16 protein-coding genes are annotated in these 17,843 nt (G+C 67.0%); 8 read left to right on the top strand and 8 right to left on the bottom strand.

Annotation, left to right across the window (positions count from 1 at the left end; translation table 11 throughout):
* Window positions 1-93: 93 nt before the first annotated feature.
* Window positions 94-2,691, bottom strand: coding sequence for an ATP-dependent chaperone ClpB (clpB, locus tag BCR55_RS14980; protein WP_006402324.1), 2,598 nt, complete (start codon window positions 2,689-2,691; stop codon window positions 94-96).
* A 189-nt stretch (window positions 2,692-2,880) separates the two neighbouring features.
* A complete protein-coding gene (locus BCR55_RS14975; RefSeq protein WP_065494741.1) occupies window positions 2,881-3,366 on the bottom strand; it encodes an Rrf2 family transcriptional regulator in 486 nt (161 codons plus the stop codon).
* Window positions 3,367-3,606: 240 nt separating this feature from the next.
* Here BCR55_RS14975 and BCR55_RS14970 point away from each other — a divergent pair, with 240 nt between their 5' ends.
* Window positions 3,607-4,161 carry a group III truncated hemoglobin gene (locus BCR55_RS14970; protein ID WP_035488248.1) on the top strand — a complete coding sequence of 185 codons (555 nt, stop codon included), beginning with the start codon at window positions 3,607-3,609 and terminating at the stop codon, window positions 4,159-4,161.
* A 124-nt stretch (window positions 4,162-4,285) separates the two neighbouring features.
* Here the strand turns inward: BCR55_RS14970 and moaE are convergent, their stop codons facing one another.
* From moaE to BCR55_RS14940, 6 genes are all read right to left on the bottom strand, one after another.
* Window positions 4,286-4,762 (bottom strand): molybdopterin synthase catalytic subunit MoaE, encoded by a 477-nt coding sequence (gene moaE, locus BCR55_RS14965; protein ID WP_006407806.1) that lies wholly within the window; start codon window positions 4,760-4,762, stop codon window positions 4,286-4,288.
* A gap of 50 nt (window positions 4,763-4,812) precedes the next feature.
* Window positions 4,813-5,070, bottom strand: coding sequence for a molybdopterin converting factor subunit 1 (gene moaD, locus BCR55_RS14960; protein WP_006408894.1), 258 nt, complete (start codon window positions 5,068-5,070; stop codon window positions 4,813-4,815).
* Between the two features lie 17 nt (window positions 5,071-5,087).
* Entirely contained in the window at window positions 5,088-6,335 is a 1,248-nt protein-coding gene (gene glp / locus BCR55_RS14955) for a gephyrin-like molybdotransferase Glp (RefSeq protein WP_065494740.1), read from the bottom strand.
* A gap of 261 nt (window positions 6,336-6,596) precedes the next feature.
* Window positions 6,597-8,048, bottom strand: coding sequence for a threonine synthase (thrC, locus tag BCR55_RS14950; protein ID WP_065494739.1), 1,452 nt, complete (start codon window positions 8,046-8,048; stop codon window positions 6,597-6,599).
* 10 nt (window positions 8,049-8,058) lie between these two features.
* Window positions 8,059-9,387: a homoserine dehydrogenase gene (locus tag BCR55_RS14945; RefSeq protein WP_006407802.1), complete on the bottom strand. Its 1,329-nt coding sequence runs from the start codon at window positions 9,385-9,387 to the stop codon at window positions 8,059-8,061.
* A 52-nt stretch (window positions 9,388-9,439) separates the two neighbouring features.
* Window positions 9,440-10,678 (bottom strand): pyridoxal phosphate-dependent aminotransferase, encoded by a 1,239-nt coding sequence (locus BCR55_RS14940; RefSeq protein WP_006402314.1) that lies wholly within the window; start codon window positions 10,676-10,678, stop codon window positions 9,440-9,442.
* Between the two features lie 314 nt (window positions 10,679-10,992).
* Between BCR55_RS14940 and BCR55_RS14935 the strand changes: the two genes are divergently transcribed.
* The 7 genes from BCR55_RS14935 (at window position 10,993) to BCR55_RS14905 (ending at window position 17,841) form a co-directional block, all read left to right on the top strand.
* Window positions 10,993-11,367 carry an Mth938-like domain-containing protein gene (locus tag BCR55_RS14935; protein ID WP_006402313.1) on the top strand — a complete coding sequence of 125 codons (375 nt, stop codon included), beginning with the start codon at window positions 10,993-10,995 and terminating at the stop codon, window positions 11,365-11,367.
* Window positions 11,368-11,475: 108 nt separating this feature from the next.
* On the top strand, window positions 11,476-13,152 hold the full coding sequence (locus BCR55_RS14930) for a glycosyltransferase family 39 protein (protein ID WP_065494738.1): 1,677 nt from the start codon (window positions 11,476-11,478) through the stop codon (window positions 13,150-13,152).
* A 13-nt stretch (window positions 13,153-13,165) separates the two neighbouring features.
* A complete protein-coding gene (locus tag BCR55_RS14925) occupies window positions 13,166-13,537 on the top strand; it encodes an EamA family transporter (RefSeq protein WP_006407798.1) in 372 nt (123 codons plus the stop codon).
* A gap of 124 nt (window positions 13,538-13,661) precedes the next feature.
* Window positions 13,662-14,813, top strand: coding sequence for a DegT/DnrJ/EryC1/StrS aminotransferase family protein (locus BCR55_RS14920; protein ID WP_006407797.1), 1,152 nt, complete (start codon window positions 13,662-13,664; stop codon window positions 14,811-14,813).
* A gap of 6 nt (window positions 14,814-14,819) precedes the next feature.
* Window positions 14,820-15,845, top strand: coding sequence for a glycosyltransferase (locus tag BCR55_RS14915; protein WP_006402309.1), 1,026 nt, complete (start codon window positions 14,820-14,822; stop codon window positions 15,843-15,845).
* The gene (locus BCR55_RS14910; RefSeq protein WP_006407796.1) at window positions 15,842-16,789 is read left to right on the top strand and encodes a formyltransferase; all 948 of its coding nucleotides are present in this window, start codon (window positions 15,842-15,844) and stop codon (window positions 16,787-16,789) included. Before BCR55_RS14915 ends, BCR55_RS14910 begins: the two co-directional genes overlap by 4 nt.
* Window positions 16,786-17,841 carry a bifunctional UDP-4-keto-pentose/UDP-xylose synthase gene (locus BCR55_RS14905; protein WP_065494737.1) on the top strand — a complete coding sequence of 352 codons (1,056 nt, stop codon included), beginning with the start codon at window positions 16,786-16,788 and terminating at the stop codon, window positions 17,839-17,841. Before BCR55_RS14910 ends, BCR55_RS14905 begins: the two co-directional genes overlap by 4 nt.
* Window positions 17,842-17,843: the final 2 nt, after the last annotated feature.

The raw sequence follows: 17,843 nt of genomic DNA, 5'->3' as shown, positions 1-17,843 counted from the left end.
TGCGCGCCCCATAAGCAAACACCCCGCCGAGGCGGGGTGTTCGTTTTTTTGCGCGCCCGGCGCGGGGCCGGGCAACGCAGCCGATGACGGCGATCAGTGCACGACGCGGTCGAACACGAACTTGCCGTCGTTGACGTCGACCGGAATCACGTCCTTCGGGCCGAAGCGGCCGGCGAGGATCAGCTTCGCGACCGGGTTCTCGATCTCCTGCTGGATCGCGCGCTTCAGCGGCCGTGCACCGAACAGCGGATCGTAGCCGACCTTCGCGATCTGCTCGAGCGCCGCCGGCGACACGTCGAGCGCCATGTCGAGTTTCGCGAGCCGGTCGTGCAGGCGCGCGAGCTGGATCTTCGCGATCGACTCGATGTTGTGGCGGTCGAGGCCGTGGAACACGACGACGTCGTCGATCCGGTTCAGGAACTCGGGGCGGAAATGCTGCTTCACCTCGAGCCACACCGCATCCTTGATCTCGTCCTGCGGCGAACCCGTCATCGACTGGATCACCTGCGAGCCGAGGTTCGACGTCATGACGATCACCGTGTTCTTGAAGTCGACCGTGCGGCCCTGCCCGTCGGTCATGCGACCGTCGTCGAGCACCTGCAGCAGCACGTTGAACACGTCCGGATGCGCCTTCTCGATCTCGTCGAGCAGGATCACGCTGTACGGCTTGCGGCGCACGGCTTCCGTCAGGTAGCCGCCCTCCTCGTAGCCGACGTAGCCCGGCGGCGCGCCGATCAGCCGCGCGACGCTGTGCTTCTCCATGAACTCGCTCATGTCGATACGGATCAGATGCTCTTCCGAATCGAACAGGAACGACGCGAGCGCCTTGCACAACTCGGTCTTGCCGACGCCCGTCGGGCCGAGGAACAGGAACGAGCCGTACGGACGGTTCGGATCGGCGAGGCCCGCGCGCGAACGGCGGATCGCGTCGGCGACCGCGTTGATCGCCTCGTCCTGGCCGACCACGCGCTCGTGCAGCTTTTCCTCGATATGCAGCAGCTTTTCGCGTTCGCCCTGCATCATCCGCGACACCGGAATCCCGGTCGCGCGCGACACGACTTCGGCAATCTCCTCGGCACCGACCTGCGTGCGCAGCAGACGCGGCCGCGTCGGATTATGCTGCTCCTGCTCTTCGGCCTGCGTGACCTGCTTCAGCTGCGCCTCGAGCTGCGGCAGCTTTCCGTACTGCAGTTCGGCGACCTTCTCGAGCTTGCCTTCACGCTGCAGCCGCGCGATGTCCGCGCGCACCTTCTCGATCTCTTCCTTCAGCTGCGCGCTGCCTTGCACCGCGGCCTTCTCGGCGGTCCAGATTTCCTCCAGGTCCGCATACTCGCGCCCGAGCCGCTCGATCTCTTCCTCGATCAGCTGCAGCCGCTTCTGCGACGCTTCGTCCTGCTCCTTCTTCACGGCCTCGCGCTCGATCTTCAGCTGGATCAGCCGGCGATCGAGCTTGTCCATCTCTTCGGGCTTCGAATCGATTTCCATCTTGATCTTCGAAGCGGCCTCGTCGATCAGGTCGATCGCCTTGTCCGGCAGGAAACGGTCCGTGATGTAGCGGTGCGACAGCTCGGCCGCGGCGACGATCGCCGGGTCCGTGATGTCGACGCCGTGGTGCAGTTCGTACTTCTCCTGCAGCCCGCGCAGAATCGCGATCGTCGCCTCGACGCTCGGCTCGTCGACGAGCACCTTCTGGAAACGGCGCTCGAGCGCGGCATCCTTCTCGATGTACTTGCGGTATTCGTCGAGCGTGGTCGCGCCGATGCAATGCAGCTCGCCGCGCGACAGCGCCGGCTTCAGCATGTTGCCCGCGTCCATCGCGCCTTCGGCCTTGCCGGCGCCGACCATCGTGTGGATTTCGTCGATGAACACGATCGTCTGGCCTTCGTCCTTCGCGATGTCGTTGAGCACGGCCTTCAGGCGCTCCTCGAACTCGCCGCGATACTTCGCGCCGGCGAGCAGCGCGGCCATGTCGAGCGACAGCACGCGCTTGCCCTTCAGCGTCTCCGGCACCTCGCCGTTGACGATCCGCTGTGCGAGCCCTTCGACGATCGCCGTCTTGCCGACGCCCGGCTCGCCGATCAGCACGGGGTTGTTCTTGGTGCGGCGCTGCAGGATCTGGATCGAGCGGCGGATCTCGTCGTCGCGGCCGATCACGGGATCGAGCTTGCCGGCGCGCGCGCGCTCGGTCAGGTCGACCGTGTATTTCTTCAGCGCTTCGCGCTGGCTTTCCGCGTCCTGGCTATGCACCTGCGAGCCGCCGCGCACCGCGGCGATCGCGGCTTCGAGCGCCTTGCGCGTGAGGCCGTGCTGACGCGCGAGCTTGCCCGCTTCGCCCTTGTCGTCCGCGACCGCGAGCAGGAACATCTCGCTCGCGATGAAGGTGTCATTCAGCTTCTGCGCTTCCTTGTCGGCCTGGTTCAGCAGGCCGGCCAGCTCGCGGCCGATCTGGATGTCGCCGCCCGTGCCCGTGACCTGCGGCAGGCGTGCGATCGCGTCGTTCAGCGCGCCCTGCAGCGCCTGCACGTGGACGCCCGCCCGCGACATCAGCGAGCGCGCGGAACCGTCCTGCTGCGCGAGCAGCGCCGCCAGCACGTGAACCGGTTCGATGTATTGATTGTCGCGGCCGGCCGCGAGGCTTTGCGCATCCGCAAGCGCTTCCTGGAACTTGGTGGTGAGCTTGTCGATTCTCATTTAGGTGAGACCTCCAATTTTCGATTAACACCAAAGTGAGGATGGTTATGCGGCTTTCAAGCGGAACTCGGGTCGATACAGCGCAAAAAAGTGTCGGCGGCGGCAGGCATGCGCATGTGCCGATTCGGGCCACGAGCGCGCGGCGCGCTGCACGGCCGTGTCGGCCGGCGTGCCGAGCGCGGCCCCGGGCTACTCGGTCGAGCCTGCTGCGTGCGGCGCGCGCGCGACTGCGATCGGCCGGATGCCGAGCAGCGACACGAGCACCGGAGCGGGCTCGGCCAGCTCGGCGAGCGTATGGCGCTCGAGCTCGGCGAAAAAGGCGTCGCGGGCGGCAGCCAGCACACCCTTCAGCCGGCACTGCGGCTCGATCACGCAGCCGCGCGTATCGTCGCCGGCTACGAAGCAGCCGACCAGCGCGAAGTCGGTCTCGGTCGCGCGCACGACTTCGCCGACCGTCAGCTTCAGCGACGCGGGAAAGAGCCGCAGCCCGCCGTTGCGGCCGCGGACCGTGTCGACCCAGCCGAGTTCGCCGAGCCGCTGCACGACTTTCATCAGATGATTCTTCGAGATGCCGTAGGCATCCGATATTTCCTGAATCGTCGCCAGCCCCTCGCCGCGGACGGCCAGGTAAAGCATCACGCGCAGCGAATAGTCGGTGTAGTCGGTCAGTCTCATGAGCCAATAGGATGATTGAAGATCGTGCCCCGATTACGCGGGCAGGACGGAAGGCGGCATGCGTCGGACCGGTTCTCCGCGCCGCTTGCGCTCGCCCGGTTGCCGGGATCGCGCGCAAGCAATAAGATGCCTGATGTTTGCACGTTTTTCATGGGTGAATGGACGCTATTTTGCGGCAAAATCGTGCCCGCGTCCCGTGCGCCGTCTTGCGCATCGCCCGGATTTCCGCCCCAGGTTCACATGACTGCTCCATCCGCCTTGCCCGATTCGGCACCCGCGCGCCTGCGCGACGCCGAGCCGACCGAAGACAATATCCGCGACCTCGTCTATGCGTTCTACGATCGTGTGCGCGCCGACCCGCTGCTCGGGCCGGTGTTCGACGCGAAGCTCGCGGGACGCTGGGACGAGCATCTGCCGAAGATGGTCAGCTTCTGGTCGAGCCTCGTGCTCGGCACGAAGCGCTATCGCGGCAACGTGCAGCAGGCGCATCAGCCGCTCGAAGGCATCGAGCCCGCGCACTTCAGCCGCTGGCTGTCGCTGTTTCTGAACACCGTCGACACGCGCTATGCGCCGGCCGCGGCGATCCGCTTCATGGAGCCCGCGCTGCGGATCGCGCAGAGCCTGCAATTGAGTCGATTCGGCTGGGATTACCGGATTCCGCCCGAGCAGCAGGCGCTGCTCGACGCGATCGCACCGCGCCGGCCCGATGCCGGCGACGATCCGCATGCGTTGCCGTCGCGCGCGCGCGGCGAGCCGTTTCCGGCCAAGATCATCGGGCGCGGCGCCGACGACTAACGGCCGTGCGGGCCGATGCCGCCCCGCCGCGTTGGCCATCCGCGCCGCCCTCGTCGGCTTTCGGCGCAGCACCGCCCGCGCAAGGCCGGCCCGGCATCGCGCAGCCGCGGCCGCAGAACCGCACTCAGCGCGCCGCGTTGCGCGACTCGATCCCCCAGCGCGCCAGCGCCGCATCGTCGGTGCTGCGCGCGTCGACCCAGCGCTCGCCGTCCGGCGTCGTCTCCTTCTTCCAGAACGGCGCATCGGTCTTCAGGTAATCCATCACGAATTCGCATGACGCGAACGCGTCGCCGCGATGGGCCGCGACCGTCGCCACCATCACGATCTGGTCGAGCGGATACAGCTTGCCGACCCGGTGGACGATCGCCACGTCGATGCCCGGCCAGCGCCGGCCGGCCTCCGCCGCGATCTTCTCGAGCGCCCTCTCCGTCATGCCCGGATAGTGCTCGAGCTCCAGCGCCGCCACCGCGTCGCCTTCGTTCAGGTCGCGCACGGTGCCGACGAAGCACGCGACTGCGCCGATCTTCGGATTGCGCGCGCGCAGCGCCGCCACCTCGGCGTTCAGATCGAAATCGTCGGTCTGCACTCGTACGGTCGCCATCATTCGCTCCCTGCCGGCGCGCCGCCGGCCACCTGTACCGAACGCATCGCTCAGCCGCCCGTGACGGGCGGAAAGAACGCGACTTCGCAGCCGTCGGTGATGCGCGTGCCGGCGTCGGTCATCTCGTGATTGCAGGCCATGCGCAACGCGCGCCCTTCGGCGAGCGTCTCGGCCCAGGCGCCGCCGCGCATGCGCAGCCACGCGCGCACGTCGCCGACCGTCGCGATGCCATCCGGCACGTCGACCTGTTCGTCGGCGACGCCGAGCGCCTCGCGCACGCTCGCAAAGAATTTCAATTGAATCTTCATGTCGGGAAGCCGTCGCGTTACGACAGCAGTTCGGAAAACGGAATGAAGCGCACGGTCTCGCCCGCGCTGATCGCGTGCTGCGGCGGATTGTCGATCAGCCCGTCGCCCCAGACGGTCGAGGTCAGCACCGCAGAGCTCTGGTTCGGGAACAGATCGAGACCGCCCGCCGCGTTGACGCGCGCACGCAGGAATTCGTTGCGCCGGTCGCCCTTGCTCTGCGAGAAGTCCGCGCGCAGCGACAGCGCGCGCGGCGCGACGTCGTGCACGCCGGACAGACGCAGCAGGAACGGCCGCACGAACAGCAGGAACGTGACGAAGCTCGACACCGGGTTGCCGGGCAGCCCGATGAAATGCGCGTCGGGCAGATCGTCGCCGCGCCGCACCGCGCCGAACGCGAGCGGCTTGCCGGGTTTCATCGCGATCTGCCACAGCGCGAGCCGCCCTTCCGCCTCGACGGCCGGTTTCACGTGATCCTCGTCGCCGACCGACACGCCGCCGCTCGTCAGGATCACGTCGTGATCGCGCGCGGCTGCGCGCAGCGTGTCGCGCGTCGCCGCGAGCGAGTCGGGCACGATCCCGTAGTCGGTCACCTGGCAGCCGAGCCGCTGCAGCAGGCCGCGCAGCGTGAAGCGGTTCGAGTTGTAGATCGCGCCCGGCTTCAGCGGCTCGCCGGGCATCGTCAGTTCGTCGCCGGTGAAAAACACCGCGACACGCACGGGCCGTGCGACCGACAGCGTGGCGCAGCCGACCGACGCGGCGAGGCCGAGCGCCTGCGGCGTGAGCCGCGTACCGCCCGGCAGGATCACCGCACCGCGGCGGATGTCGGCGCCCTGCGCGGTGATCCATTCGCCGGGCTTCGGCGTATGCAGGATCTCGACCGCGTCGCCGTCGGCCGCGGCCTGCTCCTGCATCACGACCGCGTCGGCGCCGGGCGGCACCGGCGCGCCGGTGAAGATCCGCGCGGCGGTGCCGGCGGCCAGCGGCGCAGCCGGATGGCCGGCCGGAATCCGCTGCGACACCGGCAGCCGCCGCTCGCCGTGCAGCAGATCGGCGACGCGCACCGCGTAGCCGTCCATCGCGCTCGTGTGCATTGGCGGCACGTCGAGCGGCGAGCTCACGTCCGCCGCGAGCACGCGTCCGAGCGCGTCGAGCGTCGCGACCGTTTCGGTTCCGGGCAGCGGCTTCGCGGCATCGAGCAGCGCGGCGAGCGCCTCGGCCGTCGACAGCATCGGCGCGCGCGGCGCCGCGGGGTTCGGATTCGACATCGTGAAATCGGGGGATTGAACGCAATACGTCATTGTAGCGACGCCGTCGCGCGCACGCGCGATATGGCCAGCATGCGGAAACTGTGATCGGCGCCGGCGCGCCGCACTGATGCTGCACCGATGCCGCACTGAAGCTGCACTGAAGCGCCGGCGGCTATCGATCGAGCGGCGCCGCCAAACGAAACGGCCGGAACGCGATCCGTTGGACGAATCGGCGTTCCGGCCGTGCCGCGCTGCCCGGGCGTCGCGCCCGGCCGCCCGTCAGGCGCGCGTGTGCGCGGCGATGAAGTCCTTCACCTGCTGCGCGTCGGCCTTCACGACCTCGAAGCGCTGCGGCAGCGACTCGAGCCCGTCGAACGCCGCCGGGCGCTCCGGTTCGCGTTCGAGCGCCTCGCGGATCGTCTCGCCGAACTTGATCGGCTGCGCCGTCTCGAGCACGATCATCGGCACGCCGGCATCGAGATGCTCGCGCGCGACCTTCACGCCGTCGGCCGTATGCGTATCGATCGTCGTGCCGTAGCGCGAGAACACGTCGCGGATCGTCGCGATGCGGTCGGCGTGGCTGCTACGGCCCGACACGAAGCCGAACTCCGCCACGCGCGTGAAATCGCCGCTCGCCGCGAGATCGAAGCCGCCCTTCTCCTCGACGTCGCGGAACAGCTGCATCACGCGCGCCGGATCGCGGCCGAGCAGGTCGAACACGAAGCGCTCGAAATTCGACGCCTTCGAGATGTCCATGCTCGGGCTGCTCGTGTGATAGGTGTTCTCCGCGCTGCGCACGCGGTACGCGCCGGTGCGGAAGAATTCGTCGAGCACGTCGTTCTCGTTGGTCGCGACGACGAGCTTCGCGATCGGCAGCCCCATCATGCGCGCAATGTGGCCCGCGCAGACGTTGCCGAAGTTGCCCGACGGTACCGTGAACGACACGCGCTCGTCGTTCGAGCGCGTGGCCGCGAAATAGCCCTTGAAGTAGTAGACGACCTGCGCGACGACGCGTGCCCAGTTGATCGAGTTCACCGTGCCGATCTTGTGCTGCGCCTTGAACGCGTGATCGTTCGACACCGCCTTCACGATGTCCTGGCAGTCGTCGAACACGCCCTCGACCGCGAGGTTGAAGATATTCGGATCCTGCAGGCTGTACATCTGCGCCGTCTGGAACGCGCTCATCTTCTTGTGCGGCGACAGCATGAACACGCGCACGCCGGCCTTGCCGCGCATCGCGTATTCGGCCGCGCTGCCCGTGTCGCCGGACGTCGCGCCGAGGATGTTCAGCGTCTCGCCGTGCTTCGCGAGCGTGTACTCGAACAGATTGCCGAGCAGCTGCATCGCCATGTCCTTGAACGCGAGCGTCGGCCCGTTCGACAGCTCCAGCAGCGCGAGCGGCGCACCGTGCTCGGTGCCGAGCGTCTTCAGCGGCGTGATGTCGTGCGCGTTCTCGCCGTGGCGCGTGTGGCGGTAGACGTCGGCCGTATACGTGCGGCGCGCGATCGCACGCAGATCGTCGGCCGGCACGTCGTCGCAGAACTTCGACAGGATCTCGAACGCGAGATCCGCGTACGGCAGCGCGCGCCAGCGCGCGAGCTCGTCGGCCGACACCTGCGGATACTCGACCGGCAGATAGAGCCCGCCGTCCTTCGCGAGGCCGGCGAGCAGGATGTCGGAGAACGTGTGGCGCTCGCCGATGCCGGCGCCGCGCGTGGAGATGTAGTTCATTGCGTCGTCCTCAGTTCAGCGCTTCCATGCGCAGCTTCGTCACCTTCGACACGACCGTCGACAGGCTCTCGATACGCGCGATCGCCGCATTGACGTTCTTCTCGAGCGTCTCGTGCGTGATCAGGATGATGTCGGTTTCGCCGTTCGCGTCGTCGACCTGCTCGGATTCCTTCTGCAGCAGCGCGTCGATCGAGATGCCCGAATCGGCGAGGATGCGCGTGATGTCGGCGAGCACGCCGGTTTCGTCGGCAACGCGCAGACGCAGGTAGTAGCCGCTCGTCACTTCGTCGATCGGCAGGATCGGCGTATTCGACAGGCTGTCCGGCTGGAACGCGAGATGCGGCACGCGATGCTCGGGATCGGCCGTATGCAGGCGCGTGACGTCGACCAGATCGGCGACGACCGCCGACGCGGTCGGCTCCGCGCCCGCACCCTTGCCGTAGTACAGCGTCGTACCGACTGCGTCGCCGTGCACGACGACCGCGTTCATCGCGCCCTCGACGTTCGCGAGCAGACGCTTCTCCGGAATCAGCGTCGGATGCACGCGCAACTCGATGCCGCGCTCGGTGCGGCGCGCGATGCCGAGCAGCTTGATCCGGTAGCCGAGCTCTTCCGCATAGCGGATGTCGGTCGCGTCGAGCTTGCTGATGCCTTCGACGTACGCGCGGTCGAACTGCACCGGCACGCCGAACGCGATCGCGCTCATGATCGTCGCCTTGTGCGCGGCGTCGACGCCTTCGATGTCGAAGGTCGGATCGGCTTCCGCGTAGCCGAGTTCCTGCGCGGCCTTCAGTGCGGTCGCGAAGTCGAGCCCGCGGTCGCGCATTTCCGACAGGATGTAGTTCGTCGTGCCGTTGATGATGCCGGCGATGTACTGGATGCGGTTGGCGGTCAGCCCTTCGCGCAGCGCCTTGATGATCGGGATGCCGCCCGCGACGGCCGCTTCGAACGCGACCATCACGCCCTTCTCGCGCGCGGCCTCGAAGATCTCGGTGCCGTGCACCGCGAGCAGCGCCTTGTTCGCCGTCACGACGTGCTTGCCGTTCGCGATCGCGCGCAGCACGAGCTCGCGCGCGATGCCGGTGCCGCCGATCATCTCGGCGACGATCGCGATCGACGGATCGTCGACGACCGCGTTGAAGTCGTCGGTGATCTGCGCGCCGCCGGCATCGCCGGCGAGCGCGGCCTGCGCCTTGGCCGGGTTGCGCACGGCGATGCGCGCAACCTCGATGCCGCGTCCTGCGCGTCGCTTGATTTCTTCCTGGTTGCGGCGCAGCACCGTGAAGGTGCCGCTGCCTACCGTGCCGAAGCCCAACAGGCCAACTTTGATCGGTTCCATGCTGCGTGTGGTCGATGAATGAAAAGTAATGAATGCCGTGCGATGGCGCCGCTCAGACCGAATGGCGCTTGCGATAGCCGTCGAGGAAGCGCGCGATCCGGTTGATCGAATCGGTCAGGTCGTCGAGGTTCGGCAGGAACACCACGCGGAAGTGATCCGGCGCGGGCCAGTTGAAGCCCGTCCCCTGCACGAGCAGCACGCGCTCCTCGAGCAGCAGGTCGAGAATGAACTGCTGGTCGTTCTGGATCGGATACAGCTTCGGATCGAGGCGCGGGAACATGTAGAGCGCGGCCTGCGGCTTCACGCAGGTGACGCCCGGGATCGACGTGAGCATGTCGTACGCGAGTTCGCGCTGCTTGTACAGGCGCCCGCTCGGCACGATCAGTTCGTTGATGCTCTGGTAGCCGCCGAGCGCCGTCTGGATCGCGAACTGGCCGGGCACGTTCGCGCAGAGCCGCATCGACGACAGGATGCCGAGCCCTTCGAGATAGTCCTTCGCGCGCCGGCGGTTGTCGCCGCCGAGGCCCGACACGGCCATCCAGCCCGCGCGGTAGCCGCACGACCGGTAGCTCTTCGACAGGCTGTTGAACGTGACCGTGATCACGTCCTCGGAGAGCGCGCCCATCGCCGTGTGCTCGAGACCGTCGTAGACGATCTTGTCGTACACCTCGTCGGCGAACACGATCAGCCCGTGCTGGCGCGCGATCGCGAGCAGCTCGAGCAGCAATTCGTCGGAATAGAGCGCGCCCGTCGGGTTGTTCGGGTTGATCACGACGATCGCCTTCGTGTTCGGCGTGATCTTGCGGCGGATGTCGTCGAGATCGGGCATCCAGGCGTTCTGCTCGTCGCAGATATAGTGCACGGGCGTGCCGCCCGACAGGCTCACCGCGGCCGTCCAGAGCGGATAGTCGGGCGCGGGCAGCAGCACTTCGTCGCCGTCGTTCAGCAGCGCCTGGGTCGCCATCACGATCAGCTCGGACGCGCCGTTGCCGATGTAGATGTCGTCGAGACCGACGCCGACGACGCCCTTTTCCTGCGTGTAGTGCATCACCGCCTTGCGCGCGGAGAACACGCCCTTCGAGTCCGAATAGCCGGACGACGTGGGCAGGTTGCGGATCATGTCCTGGATGATCTCGTCCGGCGCGTCGAACCCGAACGGCGCAAGGTTGCCGATGTTCAGCTTGATGATGCGGTGGCCTTCTTCCTCGAGGCGCTTCGCGTGCTCGAGCACCGGGCCACGGATGTCGTAGCAGACGTTGAGCAGCTTGTTCGACTTCTGAATCGGTTTCACGACGACACGGTTCCTGGGTTGGCCTCGCGGCCGGGGGGACGGGATCAAAACTGGAGAGCGGCCGGTCTGTGCGCGCTGTCTAGGCTGGGAAAAAGCGGCGGTCCGGACGCGGCTTGTGGCGGCGCACGACGCAAGTGGCGCCCGCAGGCGACCAAAAAGTTATAATTTAGCGGATTTTGGCCGACTTTCGCAATGCACCAAAGCCGCGCCGGGCCCGCGCCGTCAGGCGTCCCGCGCGCGTCGGGCGCGAAACCGGCTGCCCGGGCCCGCGCGGCCCGGCCCCATTCCCACTACGGAAACCGCGGAATACCGATTTGAAACTGCACCAGGACGCGAGCGGCGCGCTCAACACCGTCACGGGCTACGGCCCCGATTATGTCGACGTCAACCTCGAACGCCACGAAACGAGCGTCATCGTGCTGCCCGGCGCACCGGTCCGCGCCTGGCCGGTGTCGTCGTTCGACGCGCTCACGCCCGAGCATTTCGCGATGCTGCTCGACCCGGCGCCCGAGGTCGTGATCTTCGGCAGCGGCGCCCGGCTGCGCTTTCCGCACCCGCGGCTCGTCGCCGCACTCGCCGCACAGCGCATCGGCGTCGAGACGATGGACTTCCAGGCCGCGTGCCGCACCTACAACATCCTGATGGCCGAAGGCCGCAAAGTCGCGGCCGCGCTCTTAATTGAACGTTAAGCGCCGATGCGGTAAAACTCGGGCCGGTACGCCGGCCACCCCGGCAAGCCGCCTGCCGCGGCGCCACCCGCCGGCGGCCCATCACAACAACCAACAGGCTGAAACTCCATGAACGATACGCCGTCGAGGCTACCGCTCAATCGCATCGTGCTCGTCCTACTGCTCGTCGCATTCGCGGTGATCTGGTTCACGCCGCTCGGCATGCGCCATCTGATCCCGAGCGACGAGGGCCGCTACGCCGAAATGGCGCGCGAGATGTTCGTGACCGGCGACTGGATCACGCCGCGCTACAACGGCTACAAGTACTTCGAGAAGCCGCCGCTGCAGACCTGGCTCAACGCGCTGACGTTCGCGTGGTTCGGTATCGGCGAATGGCAGGCACGCCTCTACACGGCGCTCGCGAGCTTCGCGGGCGTGCTGCTCGTCGGCTTCACCGGCGCGCGCCTGTTCAACCCGCTGTCCGGCTTCCTCGCCGCCGTCGTGCTCGCATGCTCGCCGTACTGGAACCTGATGGGGCACTTCAACGCGCTCGACATGGGGCTCGCGTTCTGGATGGCGCTGTCGCTCTGCGCGCTGCTGCTCGCGCAGCGGCCCGGGCTGCGCCCCGCCGCCGTGCGCGGCTGGATGTGGGTGTGCTGGGCCGCGATGGCGTTCGCGGTGCTGTCGAAGGGGCTGGTCGGCGTAATCCTGCCCGGCGCGGTGCTCGTGCTCTATACGCTGATCGCACGCGACTGGGCGCTGTGGAAGCGCCTCTATCTGGTGAGCGGCATCGTGATCTTCTTCGCGATCGCGACGCCGTGGTTCGTGCTCGTCCAGCAGCGCAACCCGGAATTCTTCAATTTCTTCTTCATCGTCCAGCAGTTCCGCCGCTACCTGACGCCGGAGCAGAACCGGCCGGGCCCGTTCTACTATTTCGTGCCGGTGCTGCTGGTCGGCTTCCTGCCGTGGCTGTCGGTTGCGTGGCAGAGCGTGCGCCACGCGCTGCGCATGCCGCGCCAGCCGAACGGCTTCTCGCCGATGCTCGTGCTGCTGATCTGGAGCGCATTCATCTTCCTGTTCTTCAGCGCATCGCATTCGAAGCTGATCTCGTACGTGCTGCCGGTCGCGCCGGCGCTCGCGCTGATCATCGGCGCCTATCTGCCGCTGCTCGGCGCCGACCGGTTCCGGCGCCACCTGCTCGGCTATCTCGTGTTCTTCGTCGCCGCCGCGTTCGGAATCATCTTCCTCGCATACCAGGGCGACGCGCGCACGCCGAACGCGCTGTATCGCGCGTTCCAGATCTGGCTCTACGTCGGCCTCGCGATCGCCGCCGTGCTGACGCTCGTCGCCGCATGGCTGAACCGCCGCGCCGGCGTGACGGCCGCGCTCGCGGCGTTCGGCGCCGCGTGGCTGATCTTCGGCACGATCGGCGGCACGGGGCACGACGAGTTCGGCCGCTATAGCTCCGGGGCGCTGCTCGCGCCCGCCGTGCGCGCCGAGCTCGCGAAGCTGCCGCCCGACACGCCGTTCTACTCGATCGAGATGCTCGACCACACGTTCCCGTTCTACGTCGGTCACACGACGATCATGGTGCATCGCCAGGACGAGCTGGCGTTCGGCATCTCGGTCGAGCCGAACAAATGGGTTCCGACCGTCGACGAGTGGATCGCGCGCTGGAAGCAGGACGCGCACGCGCTCGCGATCATGCCGCCCGGCGAATACGACGCGCTCGTCAAGCAGCAGGTGCCGATGCGCGTGATCGCGCGCGACAACCGCCGCGTGATCGTCGAGAAACCGCAATCGTAAGGACGCCCGCCGCATGAACCCGATTTCGTTCGTCTGCATCATCACCGGCGTGCTGCTCAACGCGTGCGCGCAACTTCTGCTGAAGGCCGGCGTCAACGCCGTTGGACACTTCGAATTCAGCCGTGCGAACATCATCCCGGTCGGTCTGAAGATCGCGACGCAGCTGCCGATCATCGGCGGCCTCGGCTGCTACGTGCTGAGCGTCGTCGTCTGGATCGTCGGGCTGTCGCGCGTCGACGTGTCGATCGCGTATCCGATGCTGTCGCTCGGCTACGTCGTCAACGCGTTCGCGGCCTGGTATCTGTTCGGCGAGGTGCTGTCCGTCCAGCGGCTCGTCGGCATCGGCATCATCCTGGTCGGCGTGCTCGTGCTCGCGCGCAGCTGAGCGCGGCGGCGTTAAGCGCCCGCCTACAAAAAATCACGCTACGAATCCGCCAACCGGTGTTTAATGCCGGTTTCGGACGGATCGCCCGACCCTTTTATTACACGCCATTACAGGCTATGCGTTCATGAGCCAGACTACCGCTCCGTTTCTGCCGTTCACCCGCCCCGAGATCGACGAGGAAACCATTCAGGGCGTCGTCGAGGTGCTGCGCTCGGGCTGGATCACCACGGGCCCGCAGTGCCAGAAGTTCGAGGCCGCGCTCTCCGAGTACTGCGGCGGCCGCCCGGTGCGCGCGTTCAACTCCGGCACCTGCACGCTCGAGATCGGCCTGCGCATCGCGGGCGTCGGCCCCGGTGACGAAGTGATCACGACGCCCGCGTCGTGGGTGTCGACGAGCAACGTGATCCTCGAGACCGGCGCGACGCCCGTCTTCGCCGACATCGACCCCGTCACCCGCAACATCGATCTCGACAAGCTCGAACAGGCGATCACGCCGCGCACGAAGGCGCTCATCCCCGTCTATCTGGCCGGCCTGCCGGTCGACATGGACCGGCTGTACGCGATCGCGCGCGCACACGGGCTGCGCGTCGTCGAGGATGCCGCGCAGGCGCTCGGCTCGACGTGGAACGGCAAGCGCATCGGCGCGATCGGCGACATCGTCTCGTTCAGCTTCCACGCGAACAAGAACCTGACGACGATCGAAGGCGGCGCGCTCGTGCTGAACGACGAGGCCGAGGCGACGCTCGCGCAGAAATACCGGCTGCAGGGCATCACGCGCAGCGGCTTCGACGGCATGGACTGCGACGTGCTCGGCGGCAAGTACAACCTGACCGACGTCGCCGCGCGCGTCGGCCTCGGCCAGCTGCCGCACCTCGAGCGCTTCACCGCGCAGCGCCGCGCGCTCGCGCGCGCCTACTTCGCGGCATTCGACGGCGGCGCGGCGGTGCGGCTCGGCGTCGGGCTGCCGGTCGCCGATTTCACGAACAGCAACTGGCACATGTTCCAGATCACGCTGCCGCTCGACCGGCTGTCGATCTCGCGCGCCGACTTCATGGCGCAGATGAAGGAACGCGGCATCGCCACAGGCGTCCATTACCCGGCGATCCATCTGTTCACGCTGTACCGCGCACGCGGTTTCCGCGAAGGCATGTTCCCGCATGCGGAGCGCTACGGCGCATCGACCGTCACGCTGCCGCTGTTTACGCAGATGACGGAAGACGACGTGCGCCGCGTCGTCGATGCCACCAACCAGATTTGCGAACAATACGGAAAGTAAGCGTACATGAATCACCTTGAAGCACGCGCCGGCCATCCGGGCGCGACGAGTCCGGAAGTGTCGGTCGTGATCCCCGTGTATAACGAGGAAGACGGCCTCGCCGCGCTGTTCGCGCGGCTCTATCCGGCGCTCGACGCGCTCGGCACGTCATACGAAGTGATCCTGGTCAACGACGGCAGCCGCGACCGCTCGGCCGCGATGCTCGCCGACCAGTTCCACGTGCGTCCCGACACGACGCGCGTCGTGCTGCTCAACGGCAACTACGGCCAGCACATGGCGATCCTTGCCGGCTTCGCGCAGTCGCGCGGCGAGATCGTCGTCACGCTCGACGCCGATCTGCAGAATCCGCCCGAAGAAATCGGCAAGCTGATCGCGAAGATGCGCGAGGGCTACGACTACGTCGGCTCGATCCGCAAGCAGCGTCAGGACAGCCTCTGGCGCCGCAAGGCCTCGCAGATGATGAACCGTCTGCGCGAACGCATCACGCGGATCAAGATGACCGACCAGGGCTGCATGCTGCGCGCGTACAGCCGCCGCATCATCGACACGATCAACGTCTGCGGCGAAGTCAACACGTTCATCCCGGCGCTCGCGTATACGTTCGCGCAGAACCCGACCGAAATCGAAGTCGCGCACGAGGAACGCTTCGCGGGCCAGTCGAAGTATTCGCTGTACAGCCTGATCCGCCTGAATTTCGATCTCGTGACCGGCTTCTCGGTCGTGCCGCTGCAATGGCTGTCGTTCATCGGCGTGATCCTGTCGCTCGGCTCCGCGGCGCTGTTCGTGCTGCTGCTCGTGCGGCGCTTCATCGTCGGCGCGGAAGTGCAAGGCGTGTTCACGCTGTTCGCGATCACGTTCTTCCTGCTCGGCGTGATCATCTTCGCGCTCGGGCTGCTCGGCGAATACGTCGGCCGCATCTATCAGCAAGTGCGGGCGCGGCCGCGCTACCTGATCCAGGCCGTGCTCGAGCAGCACGACGGCGTGCCGGCCGTGCCGGCCGGCGCGAAGGCGCGCACGGAGGCGAGCTCATGAAGCCGCGCGCGGTCGTTTTCGCGTATCACAACGTCGGCGTGCGCTGCCTGCAGGTCCTGCTCGCGCGCGGTGTCGACGTCGCGCTCGTCGTCACGCACGAAGACAATCCGAACGAGAACATCTGGTTCGGCAGCGTCGCGTCGGTCGCGGCCGAGCACGGCATTCCGGTCGTCACGCCGTCCGACCCCGCCGATCCGGCGCTGCGCCGCGCGGTATCGGACGCGCAGCCCGATTTCATCTTCTCGTTCTACTACCGGCACATGCTGCCGACCGACCTGCTCGCGATCGCGCCGCGCGGCGCGTACAACATGCACGGCTCGCTGCTGCCGAAGTACCGGGGTCGCGTACCGACGAACTGGGCCGTGCTGAACGGCGAAACGGAAACGGGCGCGACGCTGCACGAAATGGCCGCGAAGCCCGACGCCGGCGCGATCGTCGGCCAGACCGCGGTGCCGATCCTGCCCGACGACACGGCCGCGCAGGTGTTCGACAAGGTCACGGTGGCGGCCGAGCAGACGCTCTGGCGCGTGCTGCCCGCGCTGCTGGCCGGCGAGGCGCCGCATCTGCCGAACGATCTGGCCGCCGGCAGCTACTACGGCGGGCGCAAGCCCGAGGACGGCCGCATCGACTGGACGCAGCCGGCCGCACAGGTCTACAACCTCGTGCGCGCGGTCGCGCCGCCGTATCCGGGCGCGTTCACCGAGCTCGCCGGCACGCGCTTTATCGTCGCGCGCGCGCGCCCGGCGGCGCCCGGCAGCGCAGCCGCCGCGGCTGCGGCGAATTTGCCGCCCGGCCTGCACGTAAGCGATAATGCGCTATTCGGCGTCTGCGGCGACAGCCGCGCGCTATCCATTCTCGAACTGCGGCAACAGCGCGACGGGCGCGAAACCGTCGTGACGCCCGCGGAATTCGCGCAGTTCATTCATTCTTCCCGTCATTCATGAAAGCAAAAAAAGTCCTGATCCTGGGTGTGAACGGCTTCATCGGTCATCACCTGTCGAAGCGCATTCTTGAAACCACCGATTGGGAAGTGTTCGGCATGGACATGCAGACCGATCGGCTTGGCGATCTCGTCAAGCACGAGCGGATGCATTTCTTCGAAGGCGACATCACGATCAACAAGGAGTGGGTGGAGTATCACGTGAAGAAGTGCGACGTGATCCTGCCGCTCGTCGCGATCGCGACGCCCGCGACCTACGTCCAGCAGCCGCTGCGCGTGTTCGAACTCGACTTCGAGGCGAACCTGCCGATCGTGCGTTCGGCCGTCAAGTACGGCAAGCACCTCGTGTTCCCGTCGACGTCGGAAGTCTACGGGATGTGCTCGGACGAGCAGTTCGACCCGGACGCGTCCGCCCTCACCTACGGCCCGATCAACAAGCCGCGCTGGATCTACGCCTGCTCGAAGCAGCTGATGGACCGCGTGATCTGGGGCTACGGGATGGAAGGCCTGAACTTCACGCTGTTCCGTCCGTTCAACTGGATCGGCCCGGGCCTCGACTCGATCTACACGCCGAAGGAAGGCAGCTCGCGCGTCGTCACGCAGTTCCTCGGCCACATCGTGCGCGGCGAAAACATCAGCCTCGTCGACGGCGGCTCGCAGAAGCGCGCGTTCACCGACATCGACGACGGCATCAGCGCGCTGATGAAGATCATCGAGAATCCGAACGGCATCGCCTCGGGCAAGATCTACAACATCGGGAATCCGAACAACAACTTCTCGGTGCGCGAACTCGCGAACAAGATGCTCGAGCTGGCCGCCGAATTCCCCGAGTATGCCGATTCCGCGAAGCAGGTGCGACTCGTCGAGACCACGTCGGGCGCGTACTACGGCAACGGCTACCAGGACGTGCAGAACCGCGTGCCGAAGATCGAGAACACGATGCAGGAGCTCGGCTGGGCGCCGCAATCGACATTCGACGACGCGCTGCGCAAGATCTTCGAAGCGTATCGCGGCCATGTCGCCGACGCGCGCGCACTCGTCGAGCAACAAGGCTGACG

This window comes from Burkholderia sp. CCA53 (assembly GCF_001685525.1).
GTDB lineage: Bacteria > Pseudomonadota > Gammaproteobacteria > Burkholderiales > Burkholderiaceae > Burkholderia > Burkholderia multivorans.
This window is presented reverse-complemented; position numbering and strand designations above follow the sequence as displayed.